Raw genomic sequence first — 20,869 nt, forward strand, 5'->3', positions numbered from 1 at the left:
TATATATTTAATGGTGCTCTGGAACAATAGCTAAGTATTCAACGTCTTCGCTAGAAGTATTTTCCATGTAATGGTTATGGTCCATGGGACAATAATGTACCTGACCTTCTTTTGCAGTTTCTACATTTCCATCATAATGGAATGTCACGCTACCTTTAAGTATATATACAATTTCACAATTTCCCTCATGAGTGTGAAGACCTGTTGACGCTCCTGATTTCAGAACGCTCTTCATAATCTTTACTTTTTCATCAACATAATTACGAGTGTCAAGTTCACCTTGACCTCCTTTAAAGCCCATTATCTTGGCTTCTTCAATGTCTTTAAAATCAATTATCATAATTGTTTGGTTTATGACTGAAAGTTTATCCTGCTTCCAGCTTATTAACATTCTCGGCAAAGGTAATAAAAAAAAGGTAACCTCAGAAAGAGATTACCTTTTTTTATATATTATCTAAGTTCTATTTCTTGATTAGAAAATCAAACGGAAACCAATTTGTGCATGCCAGCGTGAAGCGATGTTGCTTGCAGTAGGTGTGTTGTTTGAATTATAATAGAAAGTTGTCGTTGTTGTTGTTCCATTATTCTTGAAACCTGCAAATGTAAGTGGAGACAAGTTGTATGCATTGTCATATTTAGCACCCCATTTCTTATTAAGCATGTTTGCAAAATTCATTATGTCAAATGTAATCTGGAACTTTCCTAAACCTTTACCATTGTATATTGTTTGTGCTAAATGGAGGTTGATTTCATGCTCCCAAGGAGTGAGTTGAGAATTACGTTTTGCATATTGACCACGATGATTTTTAGCATAGCTATCGCTCTCGATCCAGTCTTCGTATGCCTGACGGCTTTGGTCTGCAGTCATGATCACAGCCTTGGTCTTACTATTTACATTATCAACGAAATTCATCACAGCAAGTTCTTCTTTTGTTGGGATATAAAGTAAGCTGTTACCATTAAATCCATCATTGTTGTAGTCGCTGTTCTCATTCATTGTGAGGCTGTAACGGCCACCACTATATCCGTTATATGTAACAGCAAAAGTTGTGCTCATCCAATTATTCCAGTATTTAGGAGAATCATATGAAACTTGAACAGTTACCTGATGAGGGATGTCGAATTTAGACCAGCTAAGTTCATTGGCATCATTTGTATTACGGCTATAGTTGTATTTCCAGTTAGAAAATGCAACAGAAGATGTTCCGTCATTTACAGAATAAGAGTGACCAAATGTGTAACTAGCCATGACATTCAAACCGAAATCAAAGCTCTTTTCGAGTTTAGCAGAAACGTTGTAAGAATATCCCTTGCTTGTGTTGCGAAGATTGATAATACTATAGTAAGGCATATTTGCTTGAACCTTACTGTAACTTGTTACAGCAGAAGCTTCTACACCCTGTACTGCGTAAGTCTTATTGCCTTGATCAGAATATGCAAGATTCTCAAAGAAAACATTATTCATATTCTTAGAGTAGATACCTTCTAATGTAAATTTGATATCCTCTGGTAGTCTCTGCTCAAGAGCAAGGTTAGCACGGAATACTTGTGGGTATTTAAAGTTTTTCTGAATTGTTACAATATCAGGACTCAATGAACCACCCTGATTTGCTGCATCAATGAGTTTGTCTTTGTAATCTGTAATGTTAGGAGCGCCGTTTGTATAGTTTCCTCCAGATTTTGGTGAGATTGTAGAACCTTTAGATTCAACACCATTGTTGCTATATGCATTAGACAACCATACAAAAGGAGCACGACCAGTGAATACACCTACACCACCACGAACAAGAGTACTGTGGCTATCATTCGCATACCAACTGAAACCTACACGTGGAGAAACCATTAACTTAGCGTTTGGCATTGTTCCAACTTTAACTCCAAACTTATTTGCATCTGCAAATGTGTTGAAAGCATCATTAGTTGTAGGATTGTTAAGAGTTGAACTGATATCAAGTCTTACGCCATAAGTCAAGTTCAAATTTGGTGTAATGTCCCATTTGTCTTGAGCATAAATACCAAATATACCAGCCTTCATTGTTGGTGCATATCTTGTATCACCATTTGTTAGTGCAGGATCAGTGTATTTGTATGTAAATTTGTAAGGTTGGTCACTCAAGAATAAATCCAAAGAATTGTAATACCAAGATCCTGTTGCACCTTGAATAAACAAATTCTTCATATTATAAATTTCGTTGTGTGTACCGAATGTCAAAGAATGATCACCAAGATACCATGATAAGTTATCTTCTGCACTCCAAATATTTTGATTCAAATAGTTCGCTCCAGAAGAAAACTCTGTACCGATATTTACAGAGTTTGTACTTTTACCATCTCCGCCTAATACATTGCTAATTTGTACAGTTGGTCCCATATAAGGAATTACTCTGTTATCGCGTATAAAGTTAGCTGAAACACGAGCCTCATTATATAGGTTGTCACTGATATGTGATGTGAGCTCTGCTACAAAAGAATTAGTTTTGTTGTTCATGCGATAGCTACTATTGTTGAAGGTGTAGCTTGTTGAAGAAGATCCAGTCTTATCATCGTATGAATCGTTATGTTGGAAACGGAATGACAAATGATTTTTAGTATCTATATTCCAATCAAGACGAGCAAGAAGTCCCAGGGATTGTGTGTTAATTTGGTTTTTACCATAATTATCCTGGTTACCTGTCAATTGATAGTATTTGTCTGAAATCTGTTTTGCTTCAGCTTCAGTAATATATTTGTCTGTGTATCCAGGAAATATACTATTTGGATAAGAGGTCTTTTTGTATTCTGCACTAGCGAAGAAGAATAACTTGTTCTTAATAATAGGACCTCCAAATGTAGCTCCGTATGTATTTGTATTCTGTTGTGCTAATTTGTCAAGAGCATGATCATTAACCATATTATATTTACCATACAAGGCTTGGTTTGTATAGTATGTATAAGCAGATCCATGGAATTCGTTTGTTCCAGACTTTGTAATAGCATTGATAGCACCACCTGTAAATCCGCTCTGACGAACGTCAAAAGGAGCAACTGTTACTTGTAGTTCTTCGATTGCATCCATTGATATTGGATTAGCACCTGTCTGGCCACCATTTGTTCCAGAAGCAGAAAGACCAAATACATCGTTACTTACAGTTCCGTCTATTTGGAAAGAGTTGTAACGGTTATTCGTTCCTGCGATAGTAATACCACCAACTTTTGATGTTGATACTAAAGGTGAAAGCTTTGCTACGTCATAAATGTCTCGATTAACTGTTGGTGTTTTGTCAATCTGAGATTTACTAAAATTGCTACCTGCACCATTTGCATTACGACCTGATTTACCTGTTACTAAGACTTCGCCTAGCTGATTAACGTCTTCTTTTAAGTCAGCATTTATCGCTAGTGGTTGACCAAGTGAAAGGCTAATATTGCCTAAAACTTCGTCTTTGTAACCAATGTAGCTGATAGTCACTTTATAAGGACCACCAACACGCATACCCTGAATGGTATAACGACCGCTTGAGTTTGTAACTGCATTATAAGTTGTTCCTGATGGAACGTGAACAGCTGTGACGGTAGCACCAATAACATCTTCGTTACCTGCCACAACCTTACCATTAATGCTTGAAGTTGTTACCTGCGCCATAATGGATGTTGTAAAGAACAACATCAGCGCTAATAAAAAATGCAATCTTTTTTGCATGACTTTTAACTGAAATTTAATTAATAATTTGAGGGGGTATAAACCCAGTTAATAATTCAACGCTGCAAATTTAGTTAAAAATTTCCAAAGTTGTGTTACAAAACAGTTAAAAGTTTGTTTGAATATACAATAAATAAACCGTGTCACAAAAATGACACGGTTTTCGCTCAAAATGTTACAATTTTATTCTTTTCGCTTCCAAATACTTGCGATTTTGTTTCTTATTGCAATCAAGTTGCAAATGCTAACAAGTATAAGAAGTGATATTCCAACAACAAATGTTGAAAGCATGCTGCCATCTTCCATGTCAGGGAATAGAGTTTCTATAATTCCCATGTAATAGTTTCTCACGAAGTACAGAATTATCCATGCCATAATTAATACAGCAATATTGAGTGATATTGTCAATAATTGGTATGGACGGGCAACATGCCCCGGACTATATCCAATGAGGAGCAAGTTCTCTAGTTTGCTTGAATTCTTCTGTACAAGTAGGTATATACTTAGCATGAGGATATAGAAACTAAGGACAGAGATGATAAGACCAACAACCATAACCATAGTCACCATCATCTTCAGGAAGTAGGTTGTCTTTTCCGCATTCAGCTTGTCGTTTTCTATTTCATATCCCTTCTTGTCAAGGTATTTTGTGAAGTTCTGATCGCCAGGATTCTTCAACGACATGATAAGTCTTGTAGGTTCAGTCTGCTGACCAGGAGCATATTCATTATTACTCCAGTCCATAAATGCTTGTGGAACGAGGATAGAACTTAGTCGGCTTGAGAATCCAATCACTTTACCTTTGAATTGTGCTTGCTTCTTGTTTCCATGTACAAAGATTTGGAAATCAATCATACCGATTAGTCCGTCACTGATTTTAGGCAATGAATGACTTTGTGCGAAACCAAAGTTATACATTGTTAGATATATACGTGGAAGTATTATTGGTACTATTTTGGATCCTGGTGTGTATTTCCAGTCGCTAAGTTGTTTTACTTCTACAAAATTGTCTGGAACACTCTCAAAACTAATTTCACCATTATCCAATACTGGAACGCCATTAACGCTCATGTTGGCGTCTACCTTATATTCAGTACTGGTGAATTTGCCTATTTTATCAGAGAAAGCTTGTTCACCCATTTCATCAACTTCTGTATTTGAGAATGTGTTTGATCTTCCGCTGATAGAACTGGCTGTTCCTATCTTTTTGTTTACAATCATGAAATCACTTTTCATGAAACTGTCTTCCGCTGTGAATATTGGCACTACATCATGGTAGAACTGAAATCCAAGCAAGACGATTAACATACCAAACAAGTTCGCAAAGAAAAATCCAGCGAACTGTGGTACACTAATATGCTGACGTAATAATTTCCAAACTAAATTCATCTTAAAGATAAAATTATAAAGACATGCAAAGTGTCCTATTACAGTTTAAACGTTTTTTCGTAATCCAAATCCATGTGTTTACCTATAGAGGTAACAATGACACCAGCACCTTGTGCTTTAGCTTCTGTCATCATAATTTCAGCCATTATAGCAGAGTTTGTGTCGTCAAGGTGACTTATTGGTTCATCGGCGAAGATAAAATCAAAAGGTTGTACCAATGAGCGTATTAGCGCAACTCGTTGCTGTTGACCGAATGACATTCTTCCTATTTTGGCGTCCAACTTATCAGCGATACCAAGCATGTCAAACCATTTAACTATCTGATCTCTACTTTTGAAGCCAGTGAGCTTGTTTTTAATTTCCACATTTTCAAAAGCTGTAAGTTCTGGGAATAGTCTCAATTCCTGAAATAGGTGACTGACATGATGCTGACGCATGTCTACCCATTCTTTTACTTGATATTCTTTTGTGTTATCATTGTCGAACGTTACACTTCCATCGTAGTCGTGTCGGTAGCCAACAACATAGCTGCAAAAGGTACTTTTTCCTTTTCCGGAATCAGCTTCTACAAGATAGAGATGTCCTTTCTCGAAAGTGGCATCCGTGTTCCAGATATCCGAATCTAGTTCGTTTACTCTTTGAGCAAACACTTGAGGGATAACGTAACTGAATTTAATCGTTTCCAATTTCTTTATTTTAAAGTATAAACTATTGTTTCTAAGTTTCCGAAGATAGGTTTCAGCATACTTGTTACAGCTCCAGCCTTGTCTCCTTTCATGGCGTTCATATTAATCACCATTACTAGTTTCTGACCTTTTATTATCTCCTTCACATTGTCACCAAGTTGATCATTTGAAGCTATTATCGACTGTGCTGCTTCCTCTTTACTGCTTCCGCTGAAGAACTGCATATCCTTGCTAACTCCAAAATAAAATGTAGTCTTCTTGTCTGTGTAATACCATGCATTTTTCTGCCAGTCAAGGATTTTTCCTCCAGCAGGGCAACTTTCTTTCCAATAACCAACATCTTTAATCCAGTTGCTGTTGGCTAGTTGCGCCGTCATACTCATAGATATATTGTCAGAACCATAAGTAGGAGTGATGATTGCCATTTCTCCGTCAACACTGCGTATGATATTATTCATGTCGATAGCTGCGTTTACGCCCATAAGCAATTGTTGAATGCCTTTGTTACTCTGCATGAGTGGAAGAAACTTAGTTCCATTTACGTTAAGGAACATACCAAGCATTGCAGTCTTAGGCATAGAATTTATATATTTGCCTTTTATAGGTCTGTATATCTTTGTTGCATCTTTAAGAGATTTGTCTATGGTCTTGTTAAAAGAGAAAGTTTCTCCATTAATGTGCATTATGCCTTTCTTTACACTCATTTCTGCTGCAATCATCACTTGTGATGCATCTGCGCCTTTTGGTGCGCCAAGAGTGAATGGTGCGATAAATTGATCTGGTAGAGCTTGGGCTTGTGCTACCATAGCCATTGGTGAATCAATGGAGTCTAATTTCTCATACATTTTACTTGCTGTGATGCCATCTTCCTCGTCCTGTTTCAGATATTTAGCCATCTGTTGCTGAAGCTGTGGTTGTGCATCTGGAGTTACAGGTCCCATTATGAGTATTGAAGCATCGCTCCAACCTGCAATCCATGCGTCCTTAAGCACGGTGAAATGGAATCCTCTGCGCTCTTTCGGTTTTGGACAGGTACCTTTTGCTGCCAGTTTATTGAAAGTCTCAGTCAAGTCATCCTCGTCTTTAACCTTAGCGCATACACCCAAATTACCGTCAGGTGATTCAAAAAGATAAATTTTATTGCTTGCATCAATACCGCTCTTGTCGATATTGCTAAAGTGGAGTAGAGTTTTCAATACAGCCATATTGTTTACTCCGCTCATTTTTACGGGATCCATAGATATGAGGGCTGTACTCTCGTTAGGAATGGCGTTAAGATAACTATTGTCTGAACATGATGCAAATATAAGCACCATAAGACATGATATAAGGTATACTATTTTCTTCATAATCTTAATGATAATTGTGACATTGTCACAGCCATGAGTCCGGCTGTTTCAGTGCGAAGTCTGCTTTGTCCCAAAGAAATACTTTCGTATCCGTTTTCGATGGCAAGTCTAACCTCTTCAATAGAAAAGTCTCCTTCAGGACCAACCAATACGGTTATACTTTCGTTCTCTTTATCACTATTTATAATATCGAATAAATCGTTTTTCTCTATTTCCTGATAACAATGTGCTATGAATTTTCTTCCTTTACGCGGAGTAGAGATGAAATCCTTGAAAGATATCATTTCGTTAACAATAGGCTTCCATGGTTTTCGGCTTTGCTTTACAGCAGAAACGACTATTTTTTCAATTCTTTCAGTGCGTAATACTTTGCGTTCTGAAAATATGCAGTTTAGAAATGTAAGTTCATCGAATCCAATTTCTGTTGCTTTTTCAGTCATCCATTCTATGCGGTCCATATTCTTTGTCGGTGCTATTGCTAAATGGATGTGTCCTTTCCAAGTCTTATTCTGTGGTAAGGTTTCTTTTATTTCGTATAAGCACTTCTTGTTTGTAGCTAAAGATACTTCCGCATGATAGAAGTTTCCAGTTCCATCCATGATAAACATGTCGTCACCACTTTTCAAGCGCAGCACTCTCAGTGCGTGTGTAGCCTCTTCTTGTGGCAACTCATTGTTGTTTTTTGCATCTGGTACATAGAAATATCTAACTTCTTTCATTGGTTTTGTTTCCTCCTCTTTATTTCTTCACTAAGATATTGCGCCATTTCGTAGTTTTCTTCCTTAATGGCATTATCAAGAGAAGTCTTTAGCATTTCGTCTGTTAGTGCGTTTACCGGTAAAGACATTCTATTCTGTCCTTTAACGTATTTCACACTTTGAGCTTTCATCAGTTCGTCATCTATATAAATAGGGATATCGCATGTGGTGGCTAACAGAATGGAGTCACTTACTCTTATGTTTGTTGAAGTTTGGGCAATATTGTCGAATATTGTTGCTTGGTATTCTCCGTCAATAATATCGTAGATGCGAATTTCTATATTCATACATCCTACTTTCAACACTTGTCCCATTGCTTCAGGCAGTCTGTCTTTTGTTATGTCTGATTTTATAGTTCTTATACTGAATTCATGTATCATGAATTTGTCGCATGTAATAGTTAGTTGACGCTTTTCTTCTTCATCAGTAAGCACCAATAATCCTATATCTGTATTGCCAACAATTTCTGATACACTGTTGAATTTCAGTTTGACATTAAACATTTGTACTCCTCCAGTAATTTAAAATTATTTATCTTCCGCCACAGGTGCTTTTGGTCTGAACATCAGTGCGAAACTAATTCCAACAATCATTGCGTATCCTGCGAATGTAAACCAGCATGATTGCCAGTCTGTTACTCCGTTTGCAGCTGTATGATTTGTTACTACAGCCTGAGCTGCAAATGCACCTACTGTAGCACCTATACCGTTTGTCATTAGCATGAAAAGTCCCTGTGCGCTTGAACGCAATGCCGGATCGGTAGCTTTGTCTACAAACAGTGAACCTGATATATTGAAGAAGTCGAATGCTACACCATATATAATCATTGAGGCAATAAACATCCATACTCCAGAACCTGGATTACCAGTTCCTAAAAGTCCAAATCTCAATACCCATGCAAACATAGCTATAAGCATAACGTTTTTAATACCGAATTTCCTCATGAAGAATGGTATCATCAATATACAGAGTGTTTCACTGAATTGTGATATAGAGTAGAGTATTACAGGATATTTCACTCCGAATGTTCCAGCATATTCATGTATATTCTTAAAACTTTCAATGAAAGGAGTAGCGAAACCGTTGGTTATTTGCAGACTGACTCCAAGCATCATAGAGAAGATGAAGAATATTGCCATTTTCTTTTGCTTGAACAAAGAAAAAGCCTTCAATCCGAAAGCATCAGCAATACTTGTCTTGTCCTGGTTCTTCTTAATTCCACAATTCGGAAGAGTGAATGTATATAGAAATAATATTATGCTAAGTAAACCACTTACTATAAATTGAGTCTGGTTGCTCTTGTATCCCATAATATCAACAAACCACATTGTGCAGATAAATCCAACTGTTCCGAATACACGTATTGGCGGAAAGTCTTTCACAGTGTCAAGACCAGCTTGACTTAGCGAAGAATATGCAACAGAATTACTCAAGGCAAGTGTTGGCATATAGAAAGCTACGCTTAGTGAATAGAAGGTGAACAGAATACCAAAATTGGCATTTGTTCCTGTTTCATTGCCATACCATGCAGTAGCTAACATGAATAATCCAGCTAGCAAATGGCAATATCCTAAAAGTCTTTGTGCAGGTATAAATCTATCGGCAATAATTCCCATTATTGCAGGCATAAATATAGATACAATTCCCTGCATTGCAAAGAATATTCCGATATGGGCACTCATACCTATGTTTCCCAGGTAAATTCCCATACATGTCAAATAAGCTCCCCAAACCGCGAATTCCAGGAAGTTCATCACTGATAGTCTGATTTTAAGATTCATCTATTATTTTTTTATTTTGCATGCAAAGATAGCGCAAATCGTGAGCAGAACAAAATAAAATACAAAGTTTTTTGTTTTTTATAACAAGATGCTGGTTATCTTTAATGTTGTGCCAAGTTAATGCAAACTTATAGAACAACTTAAATTCAGAATGATGAAGATAAAATCAAACGTTATTACTAGCCAAATTCCGCTGAATTCTCGGCAAAGATACTTCTAAATTTTTGTCCATGCAATCAGATTTAGTTTAGACTGTTAGCCAAAGTTTTAAATACTTGGGACAACACATCATAATACACGTGCTCACGTATGCGCGCACTCTGGGTTTTTCATAAAAACAAGTGTCGAAGTGTCTATCCGTTGAGTATCATCTTGTTAGAACTCTTTTCGGTTCGAATGAAGTGACGGTTATTCGTCGGTAAAATCCAGGCTATTATTTTACTCATATTGCCTTGTATTCTACGAAGAATTTCGATGCGTTTTACGATGTTTTACAGTGCGTTTTACGTTATATTGCACTGCGTTTTACGAAGCAATAGGAGGTAAAACATCGTAGAAAAGTTTGTATTTCTATATGGAAAGAGTTGCGTTTCTATATAGAAACGCATGTAAAACTCGAAATTTGCCTGTCAGATTACCGTCACTTTCTTTTGTCTAATTCGTCGATAAAATATTGATATTCATTATGTTGACACTTCGACACTTATATTTTTCAAAACCCTAAGTGCGCGCGTGTATGCACGTGCATTGAAATATAAACCGAAATGGAAGACGTAGCTAAAACATAGCTCATCGAAGCTAATTACTTTGTTTTTCGTATGACCATCTTTTGTTGTATAAATTGCACAAAAGTATAACATATAGCTAAAATAGTATTATTGTTTAATGGAATAATTTGTTATTTTTGTGTGATAATATTGATTATGATATAATGAAGAAATTGTTAACGATTTTAGCGGCAGCTCTTTTCTCCGCAAGTGTCAGTGCAAATGGTGGTTTTGTGAAAGTGCAGAATGGGCATTTCATTAGAGACGGTAAACCATATTATTATGTTGGCACTAATTTCTGGTATGGTGCTATCCTTGGTTCTACAGGACAGGGTGGAAACCGCAAACGACTTGTTAAGGAACTTGACAATATGAAAAAACTGGGAATTGATAATCTCAGAATTCTTGTTGGTTCAGATGGCGAGCAAGGAATAAAGACAAAGGTCGAACCTACTTTGCAGAAGTCACCTGGAGAGTATAATGACACAATTCTTGCAGGTTTGGATTATCTGATGAAAGAATTGGGAAAGCGTAAGATGGTTGCAGTGTTATATCTCAATAACTCTTGGGAATGGAGTGGTGGATACGGCTACTATCTTGAACATGCAGGAGTAGGAAAAGCTCCACGTCCTAATGATGATGGATATCCTGCCTATATGAATTTTGTAGCGCAATATGCAAATAATGAAAAGGCACATAAATTATTCTATGACTATGTGAAATTCATAATAGGAAGAACCAATAGATATACTGGAAAGAAGTATACTGAAGATTCTGCTATCATGAGTTGGCAGATTGGAAACGAACCGCGAGCTTTTTCAGAGGATGCGTTGCCTGGTTTTGAGAAATGGCTTTCAGAGGCATCAGCCTTAATACGACGCTTGGATCATCATCATCTTATCAGTATAGGTTCTGAAGGTGCTTGGGGATGTGAGGGGAGTTACTATGTTTATGAGCGTATATGTTCTGATAAGAATGTGGATTATTGTAATGTTCATCTCTGGCCTTATAACTGGGGATGGGCTAGTAAAGATAAACTTGATGAAGATTTGAACAAAAGCTGTGCAAACACCAAAGAATATATTGATAAGCATCTTGCAATATGCAGTAGGATAAACAAACCATTGGTAATGGAAGAGTTTGGATATCCACGAGATGGATTCAGTTTTTCAGCAAACTCATCAACAAAGAGCCGTGACGGATATTATAAATTTGTATTCTCGTTGATATCTGAAAGCGCTAAAGCTAAAGGAAACTTTGCTGGATGTAATTTTTGGGGATGGGGTGGAAATGCCAAACCACAACATGAACAATGGCAGGTTGGTGACGACTACACTGGTGATCCCGCACAAGAACAACAAGGATTGAATAGCGTGTTCATTACTGATAAGAGTACATTACAATTGGTAAAGAAATACAATCTAAAATAACTAAAAAGCGTGTCACACTAAATGACACGCTTTTCTGTTATTATTTGCTTTCAATATATAAGCCATTCAGTTTGCTTAGGAATATCGTGTGTTCATTATTGTAGAACTTCATAAATCCCCGTATTTTGTCATTTCCTTCACCTGGGTATGGAGTGTAGAAATGTCCACCTTTATAATCTCCATGATTGGCACCGAATATGACGTATGCCAAACGATGATGTTCAACAATAGGCATCAGTATGTTAGAGAAATAGTTGCTGTCTGGTATGCTTTCAATTCCTGTTGTGAGACCTAATGTGTTGTTGTGCTCCTGTGCAAAACTTATGGCTTTAGGCAAGAACGTTTCAAGTGTATTCTTGTATTCATTAATATTTATATGCTCTTTTGTCTGCATATATGTTATGTTTACAATTTCTGCATTATCAGGATATCTTTCAAGGAATGTATTGTTTATATAAGTTTCAGAATAACCAAAAATCACGTTTGTGACATCATTGTCATCAAGCATACTTTTAGTGTCCTCATAAAGTTTCTTATATTTGTCAATACTTATTTTGCTATACCATGACTTTCCGTCAACAGGATAAAGATACAACACGATAGGGACTTTTATTCCGTATGAGTCTTGCAGACTGCTGATAAAGTTTGAAAGACTCTTGACGTAATCCTTAAGAACATCCTTGTTTCCGTTGTAATCAGGAGCTGTCCAGTTCATAACAATCATTGAACCGTGTTTGAAAGCGTTAATGGCATTCTTTGCAATCCAACTGAATTGCAGACCGTCACTATTTATTTTCTTTCTGCTTTCTATTCCTGATAGTTCATATCCGTTTAAAGCAGGATTATCGTGGCATATACTGAAGAAGTCACTCCTCGATTTCTCGTTTTTCCATCCGATACCTTCTAGGGTGCCATACATCTGACCTATCATTACACCTTTGTTAGTAAATGTAGTGAGGTTCGACTTCATATTTTCTGTGCGAGTTGTACGCCCGCTATTGGCAATCTCGTCGTAAGACTTCTTTTTGTCTCCACATGACGAGATTGTCAAAGCAATCATTAAAGTATAAAATATATATTTTATTTTCATAGTTCTTATTCGTTATATGCATTCTTCATCGCTGTAGCTACTGTAGGCAGAGACCATTGCGGAACACTGCGGTCTGTGCCGTCGATGATACTCATCCAGTAAAATGTAGATATTCCATAGGCCTTAGCCTGTTTCACCATATCGGCTGCTTGGTCTGCAGCAGCTTTAATTTGAGTTGTTGTAGATGTCTTACTTACAGATGTCTCACCGTGGGTGCCATATTCACCAACAATGACAGGAATACCCTGACTCACGAAACGAGTGTTAAGACGAGTAAACATATTCTTAATCTCATTGCTGCAATCTGTTGTCCATTGTCCATAATTCTTAAACCAGTTATAAGGATCATAAGTGTGTATTTGTACCGCTATATGTCCACTAACATTGTCGGTTGGAATTGTTAGATTATTTATAGCTACACTAGAGCTGTTTGCTGCATAAGTGTTAACAAGGAGGTTACGTGTCGTATTGTTTCCACCTGTTGCTCTTACGGCATTTACGAAACTCTGCGCATAGTTGTTTATTGCTGTATAGCTTGCACTACCTGCTACTGGAGGAGCCCAATTGCTATTTGCGTCAATTATTTCGTTGTAGCCTTCAAAGAGCAGATGATGATCATAACCTGAAAATTCGTTTGCAATCTGAGTCCATAAATTCTCAAACTTATCCTTTGTAGAGGTATATACATTTGTGTCTGCCTTAATCCATGATTTGAAACCAGTAGTAGCGTTGTCTGCACCGGTATCTAGATGAGTATTCAGAATACAATACATTCCAGAATTGATTACATAGTCAACAACCTCCTTAACTCTAGCCATCCATTTAGCGTCGACATTTCCGTCAGCATTGATATGTTCATACCATGTCACAGGAATACGTACAGAGTTGAAACCTTCTTTTTTGAGGAATGTCATAAGAGCCTGTGTTGTAACGGGTTGTCCCCATGCAGTTTCATACGCCGATACAGCCTTTCCTGTACCAATATTGTTTGCGTCAAGAGTGTTTCCTAGATTAAAACCAAGTCCCATATTGGCAACTGCTTGCTTTGCTGGTTCATCTATAGTTGTAGAGCTAATATTTACATCGCTTCGTGAAACTACATAACTCTGATTCATCGCATCTTTCCACCAATCGTCAGAAGGCATGTTACCTCCATACCACGGCATGAAATATAACCATTTTGCTCCTCCGTTCCATACATCAGATATGTTTGCGAAAGATGACGTATTTGAAACACCACACTCCGACAATGCAACCATCTTGTTGCTATATAGAGAAGTTAGCTGTGTGAATTCAGTCTTGTTTTGTGCGGCTGTATATCCATAAAGGTCACGTCCCACCAAGTCTACATAATTGTCACCAGGGTAGAAAGCATTGTCGTTGTCGTAATTATTACTGTCTCCGTTGTAATTCTGTGCTGTCCATTCCCATATAAGATTATGGATACCTTTTTCTTGGAAATATGTAAACATAGCTTTCCAAAGAGCCTTGTATGTGTCAGGTCCGTCTTCCCCCCACCAGAACCATGCAGAACCAGTGTACGTCTTTGCGTATAAGTTTCCTGCTCCTTCATGGAATGGACGCCATATAGCAGTAACGCCTGCATCCTGAAGTTTCTGCAATATAGCTACAACCTTATCCATCTGCCCATAAAACCATGTGTTTTCCCATTTACCAGAAACAAGCGCATTGGATGCTTTGAATGTTGTTTCTGAAGGTGTGCATGTTACTCCGCTACCATCAGCGCCTATGGTAGTTGTTTCTGTCTTTGGTACATTGAAGTGCCACATCAGTGAAACTATACCACCGGTAGTAGCCCATTCTGTAACAGGAGTAATATTGTTGTAGTTTATCCAACCATTGTTGTCCGGTACGTAAATTTGTATAAAATCGTAACAGTTTATAGCTGGATATTTACCTGTAAGGGTATTTATTTTGTCTGCTTCAGTATGATTCCAATTTACATTAGCCATAATTGAAGACAGTATCTTGCTTCCGTAATTAAGTTTGATATATTTATAAAGTCGCTTTGTATTGTCTGATGCGGCAGCATCAGCAAGAGTAATGTTGCTGACATCGCTTTCATGATATATGTTGAATACAACATTGCTCACATTGTCAACGCTGAATTCATTGAAGTTTGTGTTTCCGAATGCTGGATTCTGACTGCCGAATTTGTTTCCACTATCATAGAAACTGATAACAGGTAAATCAGTGATCTTCACACTTTTTGAAGTTCCGTCTTTTTGGTTTACAGTATAAGTATCAGTACTTATCTGTGCGTTTGCCGTAAAGAAAATAAGCAAAGATGCCAGAGATAAAAATAACTTTTTCATTTTTTGCTTATTTTTAAGGTTTTGTCATTTGCCTTTATAATATAAACACCTCTACCTAAAGAAGAAATGTCTATTATAGTAGAGTTTGAAAGGCTTGTTGTTTTTAGAGTAGCAGTTTTTCCATCTACAGAGAATATTCTTACATTAGGATTAGCGCCCTCAATAATAATTCTGTCGCCTTCAGCGATTATAGAAGAATTATTCTCAATATTCTCAATTCCTGTTGTTCCCGAAAAAGTGAATGTCTTTATTTTATATAAATCATATTCTGCGGTAGTGCTACCGACAGAAATAGTCATTTTGTTGTTAGCCATTGTAATTTGCGGAAGGGCAGAGAGAACAAAAGTCTGAGTCGTGTTATCGCTGAATGTGATAATGAGTGACTTGTCTTCTGCTTTTGCAACGATGCTACAGAATAAAGCCAATAGTGAGAGTAATAATTTTCTCATAAGCTAATATCTTTTGTTTTTAAATAATTGTGGCGCAGAATTACTACTGCGCCACAAATATAGTGTTTATTTGTATAATCAAATATAAATTAATATTTATTTCAATGTAATTTTTGTTACATTGACTTTGCCATCACCAGTTACTACTAATCCTGCCTGATCAACTAATTGTTTAAGACCTGCTGCAGTCAAAGTGTATGAACAAGATGTTGCTGCACCTGTAAAGTTAATTTGATCGTTTGGTAATTTATCCCAGCCGCGTCCTTGTCTCATGCTTAGACAAGCCCAAGTTGCAGAAGTGTCAGCACAGGTAAAATAGAATGTTATTACAGTTCCTTCACTAACCTTAGACCAATCATATTTACCCCATGATAATGCGTCTAACCCATTCCAACCGCTAACAACAAAAGTGCCAGTCCAAATAGTCTTTTCTGGAGAAACTGCCGTGATTTTGCATACAACAGTACTTGTTCCGTCTGGAGTTACCATCTTCAGGTCGTAAGTGCCTGCAGCGACAGTTGCTGGAATTTGGAATGTCATAGATGTATTTGTGCGTGCTGAGTATTTTACAACCTTTGTATTATCAATATACACAGTCTCTACATTATTGAAATTCTTACCACTTATCGTAACATACTCACCAGTAATTCCACTGGCATCTGCAGATACGGCAGGAGTAGAAGATGCGTTGATGGTAATGCCTGTTACGTCAACAGTCTCGCCATTCTTAAGAATAAACTTAAGACCAGTACCTTCGGCAGCTTCAGGAATAGTTAATCCAATTGCTGTTTCTGTCTGTGTCAATGTTGTAACAGTTGGAGAGCCATCACCAGGGAATACAACAGATGCAACAAGGTCAAGGTTGGTACCTTTTATAACAAGAGCATTACCTGCTATGATTGATGTCTGGCTGAATTCTGTTACGACTGGTGCCACAAGTTTGTAAGCTACAGCTACAGTTTTTCCGTTTGCAAGAGATAGGGTGATGTCACCATTCTGTGCTGTTTCTGGAACCGTAGCTACGATTGTAGTTGCTGTTGCAGAATTAATTTTTCCGGTAGCATTTGGGAATGCAATACCAGTAACAAGGTCAAGATCCTTACCTGTTATAGTAACGTTACCCCCGTTCTTTACAGGATTTGGTGCAGCTACGAGTTCTGTAGGTACAATGGTCTTAATACTTCCGGCAGGTATTTCAACACCAGAACTTGTTACAAGATAAACTTCACCGTCAGCAGCCTTAATTGGAACAATAACACTGATAGATTTACCATCCTGAGCAATAGTGAACTTATCTGTAGTAGCGCCAGTGAACTTAACAGAAGCAATCTGGTCAAGGCTTTCACCTGTGATAGTGATATTGTTGCCAGCCTTTATTGTCTCAGGAGCAAGAGAAGAAACCGTAGGAAGATTTACAACCAGAGCTTCTTTTGTTGATATTTCGTTAGGAGTTGCAGCAAAGTCGGTAAGCTTGAATGAACCAGTTTTTGCTTCCTTAGGAATAGCAACAGTGATCATGTAACGGTCGTGAGTAGTAAACTGTTTCTCATTAACAGTATCTTTATCTGCGAAGATAATACCGTGGATAAGATTTAGATAGTCACCCTTTATAGTTAAAGTTTGCCCTACACTTCCAGTGTAGTTCTTCTCTGTACCGACATAGAACTCAGTGAGTTTGATGTCTTCACGATAAGTGATTGGGGTAACAGATGTAATAACTCCGCCTTTAGCTGTTTTAAGAGTAACGGTACCAGTTGTGCATTTTTCTGCAGGAACTTGAATTGTTATCTCACTCTCGCGTCCGTTCTTTAGGACTTCATACTGTGTGATAGGGTCAGCTCCAGGAAGGTCAATCTCACTAATTTGGTCGAGATTGCTACCCATAAAATGAAGAGTACCGCCACGCAATACAGGACAAGGTCCGAAAGACTGGAGAGTTATATCGTTTCCAAATTGATCGGTATTCAAGTCATCGTTGCTGCAACCTGTCAGCGATAACCCCATAAGGGTTATCACTAACATGATGAATGTATTATAGTATTTTTTCATATCTAATGTGATTTATAGGTTATTTGTTAGGAACCACACGGATGTTATCAATCTTGATGATAGGGTAGCAGTCCTTGCCTGTAGGAATAACAGTCTTCTTATCATAAGAACCAGTCGTTACGAAGATTGTAAGACTAGCAAAGTCTTCAACACTAGTGAAAGCATTCTTAGCGGCATTACCATCCCAATCCTTATTGAAGTCTGCTAGAGGAATAGTAACTGTAATCCATTTTCCATTTGTGTCGTAAGATAGATTTTCGTTGTTCCAAGGCATGTATAATGCACGCCCCCAACTATCACCATTATGAAAGAAATTGTTGTTGGCTGTAAGAAAGGTGACCTTGTCTTTTCCTGCAAATATAACTTGCATAGGAGCCGCGCACCAAGGATTTGATGAAGGAATATACATTTCAAATTTTATACTCTTGTTTTTCCAGTCAGTAAAGTCTGCTACGTCATTTAATTTAGGACCATCAGCATCAAAAGTATTGCTCAATGTACCAGCCCAATACTCAAATGAGAAGTTACCATCGTTCCAGCCTCCCTCTTTAGGCATGTCGGTATTACCGAGCATAAGATAGTTCCCGGAAAGAGAGGTGCCATCTTTTGTTATAACCTGTGGATGCCAACCATGGTTACCAAGAACATTAACTCCGTTCCAAGGTGTATCGAAATCGAAGAGCATGCCACGCTTGTCCTTGTATTGGAAAGGTGCCTTTGTTGTACCATATTTTGTTGTAATAGAGAAGTTCTTTCCTGTAGGAAGGTCACTAGGCATAGTAAATGTAATACCTGTCTTGGTGATACTTTGGATAACTGTTTTTGGCAGAGTATAATCATCACCAACCTTAATGCTTAAAGGATAGTTGCTGTAATCAAGGAAGTAGTCTCCGGTAATAGTAACCGTCTCACCTGCAGCAGCCCATTCATTGCTCATAGAACTGATAGTAGGAGGAGGAACAATAACCTTGAAATCATAAGGTATCGTATCGTTCTTTGTTGTTATTACATACAACTTATCAGATACTGTTGACGGAATAGTTTTAGGAACTGTAACGATAAGAGTGTTGTCTGTGATATAACTTGTATTCAAGACAGCTTTTTGATCGTTGAAAACCAATTCCTTTACACTGCGTAGGTTGTTACCTACCAAGCATATAGCACTGCTCATAGAGGCTGATGTAAGAAGTGAGTCCTTACTTGCTACATCAACTGGACGTATATAATTAATACTAGGCGTAGCAGTGGTTGTCTCATATTTGTCAGGCTCGTCTTCGCAAGATGTAAAGCCGATGCTAGCAGTCGCAAGAACAACCATCAACGTCCATTTTATATTTTTTATTTTCATATTCTTAAATTCTAAAGGATTAATAGCTGTATGTATTACGTACATCAACATGAATAGGTGTGGCGTTGCTACCTAAGTTTGGATTTAAGGCTACATCTTCTGTTGGATAAGGGAGTATGAAACTAGATGCAGTAACGTTTGGTGCAATTGTCTTGCTGTCGTATTGAATCTGAGATCCATCCCAAACACCAGACTCATAATAAGTCTTGTAAGCAGCATCACAGTTCCACATCGCATTTCTGCGCTGTGCTGTAAGTTCTTTTATACATGCGGCAACATCATAATAACTACGGCGTACGTAATCATACCAACGGTCACCTTCACCTGCAAATTCTAGACGACGCTCTTTCCATATATCGTCAAAACTCAGACTTGTTTTTTCCACATCATTAGGAACTGCGCGCTGATGAACGGCATTGAAAGCTTTAAGAGCATCTGTGTTTGTTGTGTTGCCAAGAAGGACTTCTGATTCTGCAAAAATAAGATAAACGTCTGAAAGTCTAAGAATATGTGTGGCAAGTGCATTAGCCATACGTGCAGGAGTGATTGCCATCTCTGCTATATGGTCTGCATTGTCACCATAAAGATTCTTCACGTTGTTACCACCGCAAGGAGCTTGGCATACACCAGTTGCAGCCTTGTTGTAGGTTTTGTCATACCAGAACTGCAGATAGCTGAATCCTTTCTTTTTATTATTCATTGTTTGGTCACGCCAGAAGTAACTGTATGTATCACCAGCCATCATGATAGTTGCTTTACGGCGAATATCCTTATCAATTCTCTTAGAAGGATCTGTTGCTGGTGAAATGCTAAATGCATCCATAAGGTCAACAGATGGACCACCATAACCACCCCAGCAGTCACCGTTTTCATCGAAACCTACAGGTGCAAGGTCACTCTGTAATGTGTTCTGACAAGTCCAGTGAGCACCAACGGTCCAACGCCAAGCAAATAAGCTTTCATCGCTAGCGTTTTTACTTCCACGGAATATATCCTCATAGTTGGCTAAGAGTGTACGACCAGAATTGTCAATAACATCCTTTGAATATTCGGCAGCCTTTGTAAGGTCATCTTTGTTTAATGTACCAGAAACGCCAGCCTTTGTAAGGTAAACCTTAGCCAATAGACCTTCTGCGCAATAATAATCTATACGACCAGTTGTGCTCTTAGTACGAGGAAGAAGAGACATCGCTTTCTCTAAGGTCATAATGATATAATCATAAACATCAGACTTTTGTACCTTACTCAAAGTATTATAGTCACTATTCTTAATGTTGTCCGAGTTGTTGTGAACGATAGGTACGTCACCGAAACTGCGTACAAGGAAGAAATAAGACATAGCCTTCCAAGCAAGACATTCGCCCATGCATTGATTTTTCACAGCCTCAGAAGCCTTGGCACTCTTTAATGACTGATATACAGTGTTGGCATGTCCGATAACAGCCCAAAGTGAATAAGACATATTAATAAGGTCCTGATCGGTACCATTTACACTGAAGTTCATATATGGACTAGAACCCCAATACATATTACCAGACATCACTTCACCAACCTTGATGAAACCGCGCTGGAAATCATACCATGGAGAATTATACAGATAGTCAACGCCAGAAATACAGGCATCATCTGAAGTATAATAATTCTCGGTGTTGTAATTATCCTCTACAGGTCTATCAAGGAAGTCACTGCAAGATGACATTCCGACCCCAAGGAATATTGCAACAGCTGCATATTTTATATTTTTAATTTTCATATTGT

At 37.8% G+C, this 20,869-nt stretch carries 15 protein-coding genes; 1 reads left to right on the forward strand and 14 read right to left on the reverse strand.

From position 1 onward, the window contains the following. Window positions 1-7: 7 nt before the first annotated feature. The 8 genes from HEQ28_RS02005 to HEQ28_RS02040 form a co-directional block, all read right to left on the reverse strand. Entirely contained in the window at window positions 8-340 is a 333-nt protein-coding gene (locus HEQ28_RS02005; protein WP_434503521.1) for a cupin domain-containing protein, read from the reverse strand. A gap of 132 nt (window positions 341-472) precedes the next feature. Beyond that, on the reverse strand, window positions 473-3,679 hold the full coding sequence (locus tag HEQ28_RS02010; protein WP_434503522.1) for a TonB-dependent receptor: 3,207 nt from the start codon (window positions 3,677-3,679) through the stop codon (window positions 473-475). A gap of 183 nt (window positions 3,680-3,862) precedes the next feature. Then, complete coding sequence (locus tag HEQ28_RS02015) at window positions 3,863-5,068, reverse strand: ABC transporter permease (protein WP_434503523.1); 1,206 nt, start codon at window positions 5,066-5,068, stop codon at window positions 3,863-3,865. 38 nt (window positions 5,069-5,106) lie between these two features. After that, on the reverse strand, window positions 5,107-5,754 hold the full coding sequence (locus tag HEQ28_RS02020) for an ATP-binding cassette domain-containing protein (protein ID WP_434503524.1): 648 nt from the start codon (window positions 5,752-5,754) through the stop codon (window positions 5,107-5,109). 5 nt (window positions 5,755-5,759) lie between these two features. Continuing rightward, complete coding sequence (locus HEQ28_RS02025) at window positions 5,760-7,103, reverse strand: DUF4836 family protein (protein ID WP_434503525.1); 1,344 nt, start codon at window positions 7,101-7,103, stop codon at window positions 5,760-5,762. Continuing rightward, a complete protein-coding gene (locus tag HEQ28_RS02030; RefSeq protein ID WP_434503526.1) occupies window positions 7,100-7,822 on the reverse strand; it encodes a 16S rRNA (uracil(1498)-N(3))-methyltransferase in 723 nt (240 codons plus the stop codon). The genes HEQ28_RS02025 and HEQ28_RS02030 overlap by 4 nt, the downstream gene beginning before the upstream one ends. Next, window positions 7,819-8,364 (reverse strand): bifunctional nuclease domain-containing protein, encoded by a 546-nt coding sequence (locus HEQ28_RS02035; protein WP_434503527.1) that lies wholly within the window; start codon window positions 8,362-8,364, stop codon window positions 7,819-7,821. The genes HEQ28_RS02030 and HEQ28_RS02035 overlap by 4 nt, the downstream gene beginning before the upstream one ends. A 24-nt stretch (window positions 8,365-8,388) precedes the next feature. After that, on the reverse strand, window positions 8,389-9,642 hold the full coding sequence (locus tag HEQ28_RS02040; protein WP_434503528.1) for an MFS transporter: 1,254 nt from the start codon (window positions 9,640-9,642) through the stop codon (window positions 8,389-8,391). A 931-nt stretch (window positions 9,643-10,573) separates the two neighbouring features. On the opposite strand from HEQ28_RS02040, the gene HEQ28_RS02045 reads away from it, so the two are divergent. Next, on the forward strand, window positions 10,574-11,839 hold the full coding sequence (locus tag HEQ28_RS02045) for a glycoside hydrolase 5 family protein (RefSeq protein ID WP_434503529.1): 1,266 nt from the start codon (window positions 10,574-10,576) through the stop codon (window positions 11,837-11,839). 40 nt (window positions 11,840-11,879) lie between these two features. Here the strand turns inward: HEQ28_RS02045 and HEQ28_RS02050 are convergent, their stop codons facing one another. The 6 genes from HEQ28_RS02050 to HEQ28_RS02075 form a co-directional block, all read right to left on the reverse strand. Beyond that, window positions 11,880-12,929 (reverse strand): hypothetical protein, encoded by a 1,050-nt coding sequence (locus tag HEQ28_RS02050; protein ID WP_434503530.1) that lies wholly within the window; start codon window positions 12,927-12,929, stop codon window positions 11,880-11,882. 5 nt (window positions 12,930-12,934) lie between these two features. Beyond that, window positions 12,935-15,265: a cellulase family glycosylhydrolase gene (locus tag HEQ28_RS02055; RefSeq protein ID WP_434503531.1), complete on the reverse strand. Its 2,331-nt coding sequence runs from the start codon at window positions 15,263-15,265 to the stop codon at window positions 12,935-12,937. Beyond that, on the reverse strand, window positions 15,262-15,714 hold the full coding sequence (locus HEQ28_RS02060; RefSeq protein ID WP_434503532.1) for a T9SS type A sorting domain-containing protein: 453 nt from the start codon (window positions 15,712-15,714) through the stop codon (window positions 15,262-15,264). Before HEQ28_RS02060 ends, HEQ28_RS02055 begins: the two co-directional genes overlap by 4 nt. A 96-nt stretch (window positions 15,715-15,810) precedes the next feature. Beyond that, window positions 15,811-17,763, reverse strand: a complete 1,953-nt coding sequence (locus tag HEQ28_RS02065) for an IPT/TIG domain-containing protein (RefSeq protein ID WP_434503533.1) — start codon at window positions 17,761-17,763, stop codon at window positions 15,811-15,813. A gap of 19 nt (window positions 17,764-17,782) precedes the next feature. Then, window positions 17,783-19,111, reverse strand: a complete 1,329-nt coding sequence (locus HEQ28_RS02070; RefSeq protein ID WP_434503534.1) for a glycan-binding surface protein — start codon at window positions 19,109-19,111, stop codon at window positions 17,783-17,785. 19 nt (window positions 19,112-19,130) lie between these two features. Beyond that, window positions 19,131-20,864 (reverse strand): RagB/SusD family nutrient uptake outer membrane protein, encoded by a 1,734-nt coding sequence (locus HEQ28_RS02075; RefSeq protein ID WP_434503535.1) that lies wholly within the window; start codon window positions 20,862-20,864, stop codon window positions 19,131-19,133. Between the last annotated feature and the right edge of the window lie 5 nt (window positions 20,865-20,869).

Origin of the sequence: Prevotella sp., from assembly GCF_051059605.1 — a bacterium.
Taxonomy (GTDB): domain Bacteria; phylum Bacteroidota; class Bacteroidia; order Bacteroidales; family Bacteroidaceae; genus Prevotella.

Excerpts from the sequence above, each read along its gene's own strand:
- HEQ28_RS02005 (WP_434503521.1), bottom strand. The coding sequence starts at position 340 with ATGATAATTGATTTTAAAGACATTGAAGAAGCCAAGATAATGGGCTTT.
- HEQ28_RS02025 (WP_434503525.1), bottom strand. The coding sequence starts at position 7,103 with ATGAAGAAAATAGTATACCTTATATCATGTCTTATGGTGCTTATATTT.
- HEQ28_RS02055 (WP_434503531.1), bottom strand. The coding sequence starts at position 15,265 with ATGAAAAAGTTATTTTTATCTCTGGCATCTTTGCTTATTTTCTTTACG.
- HEQ28_RS02030 (WP_434503526.1), bottom strand. The coding sequence starts at position 7,822 with ATGAAAGAAGTTAGATATTTCTATGTACCAGATGCAAAAAACAACAAT.
- HEQ28_RS02050 (WP_434503530.1), bottom strand. The coding sequence starts at position 12,929 with ATGAAAATAAAATATATATTTTATACTTTAATGATTGCTTTGACAATC.
- HEQ28_RS02010 (WP_434503522.1), bottom strand. The coding sequence starts at position 3,679 with ATGCAAAAAAGATTGCATTTTTTATTAGCGCTGATGTTGTTCTTTACA.
- HEQ28_RS02045 (WP_434503529.1), top strand. The coding sequence starts at position 10,574 with ATGAAGAAATTGTTAACGATTTTAGCGGCAGCTCTTTTCTCCGCAAGT.
- HEQ28_RS02060 (WP_434503532.1), bottom strand. The coding sequence starts at position 15,714 with ATGAGAAAATTATTACTCTCACTATTGGCTTTATTCTGTAGCATCGTT.
- HEQ28_RS02035 (WP_434503527.1), bottom strand. The coding sequence starts at position 8,364 with ATGTTTAATGTCAAACTGAAATTCAACAGTGTATCAGAAATTGTTGGC.
- HEQ28_RS02015 (WP_434503523.1), bottom strand. The coding sequence starts at position 5,068 with ATGAATTTAGTTTGGAAATTATTACGTCAGCATATTAGTGTACCACAG.
- HEQ28_RS02040 (WP_434503528.1), bottom strand. The coding sequence starts at position 9,642 with ATGAATCTTAAAATCAGACTATCAGTGATGAACTTCCTGGAATTCGCG.
- HEQ28_RS02075 (WP_434503535.1), bottom strand. The coding sequence starts at position 20,864 with ATGAAAATTAAAAATATAAAATATGCAGCTGTTGCAATATTCCTTGGG.
- HEQ28_RS02065 (WP_434503533.1), bottom strand. The coding sequence starts at position 17,763 with ATGAAAAAATACTATAATACATTCATCATGTTAGTGATAACCCTTATG.
- HEQ28_RS02070 (WP_434503534.1), bottom strand. The coding sequence starts at position 19,111 with ATGAAAATAAAAAATATAAAATGGACGTTGATGGTTGTTCTTGCGACT.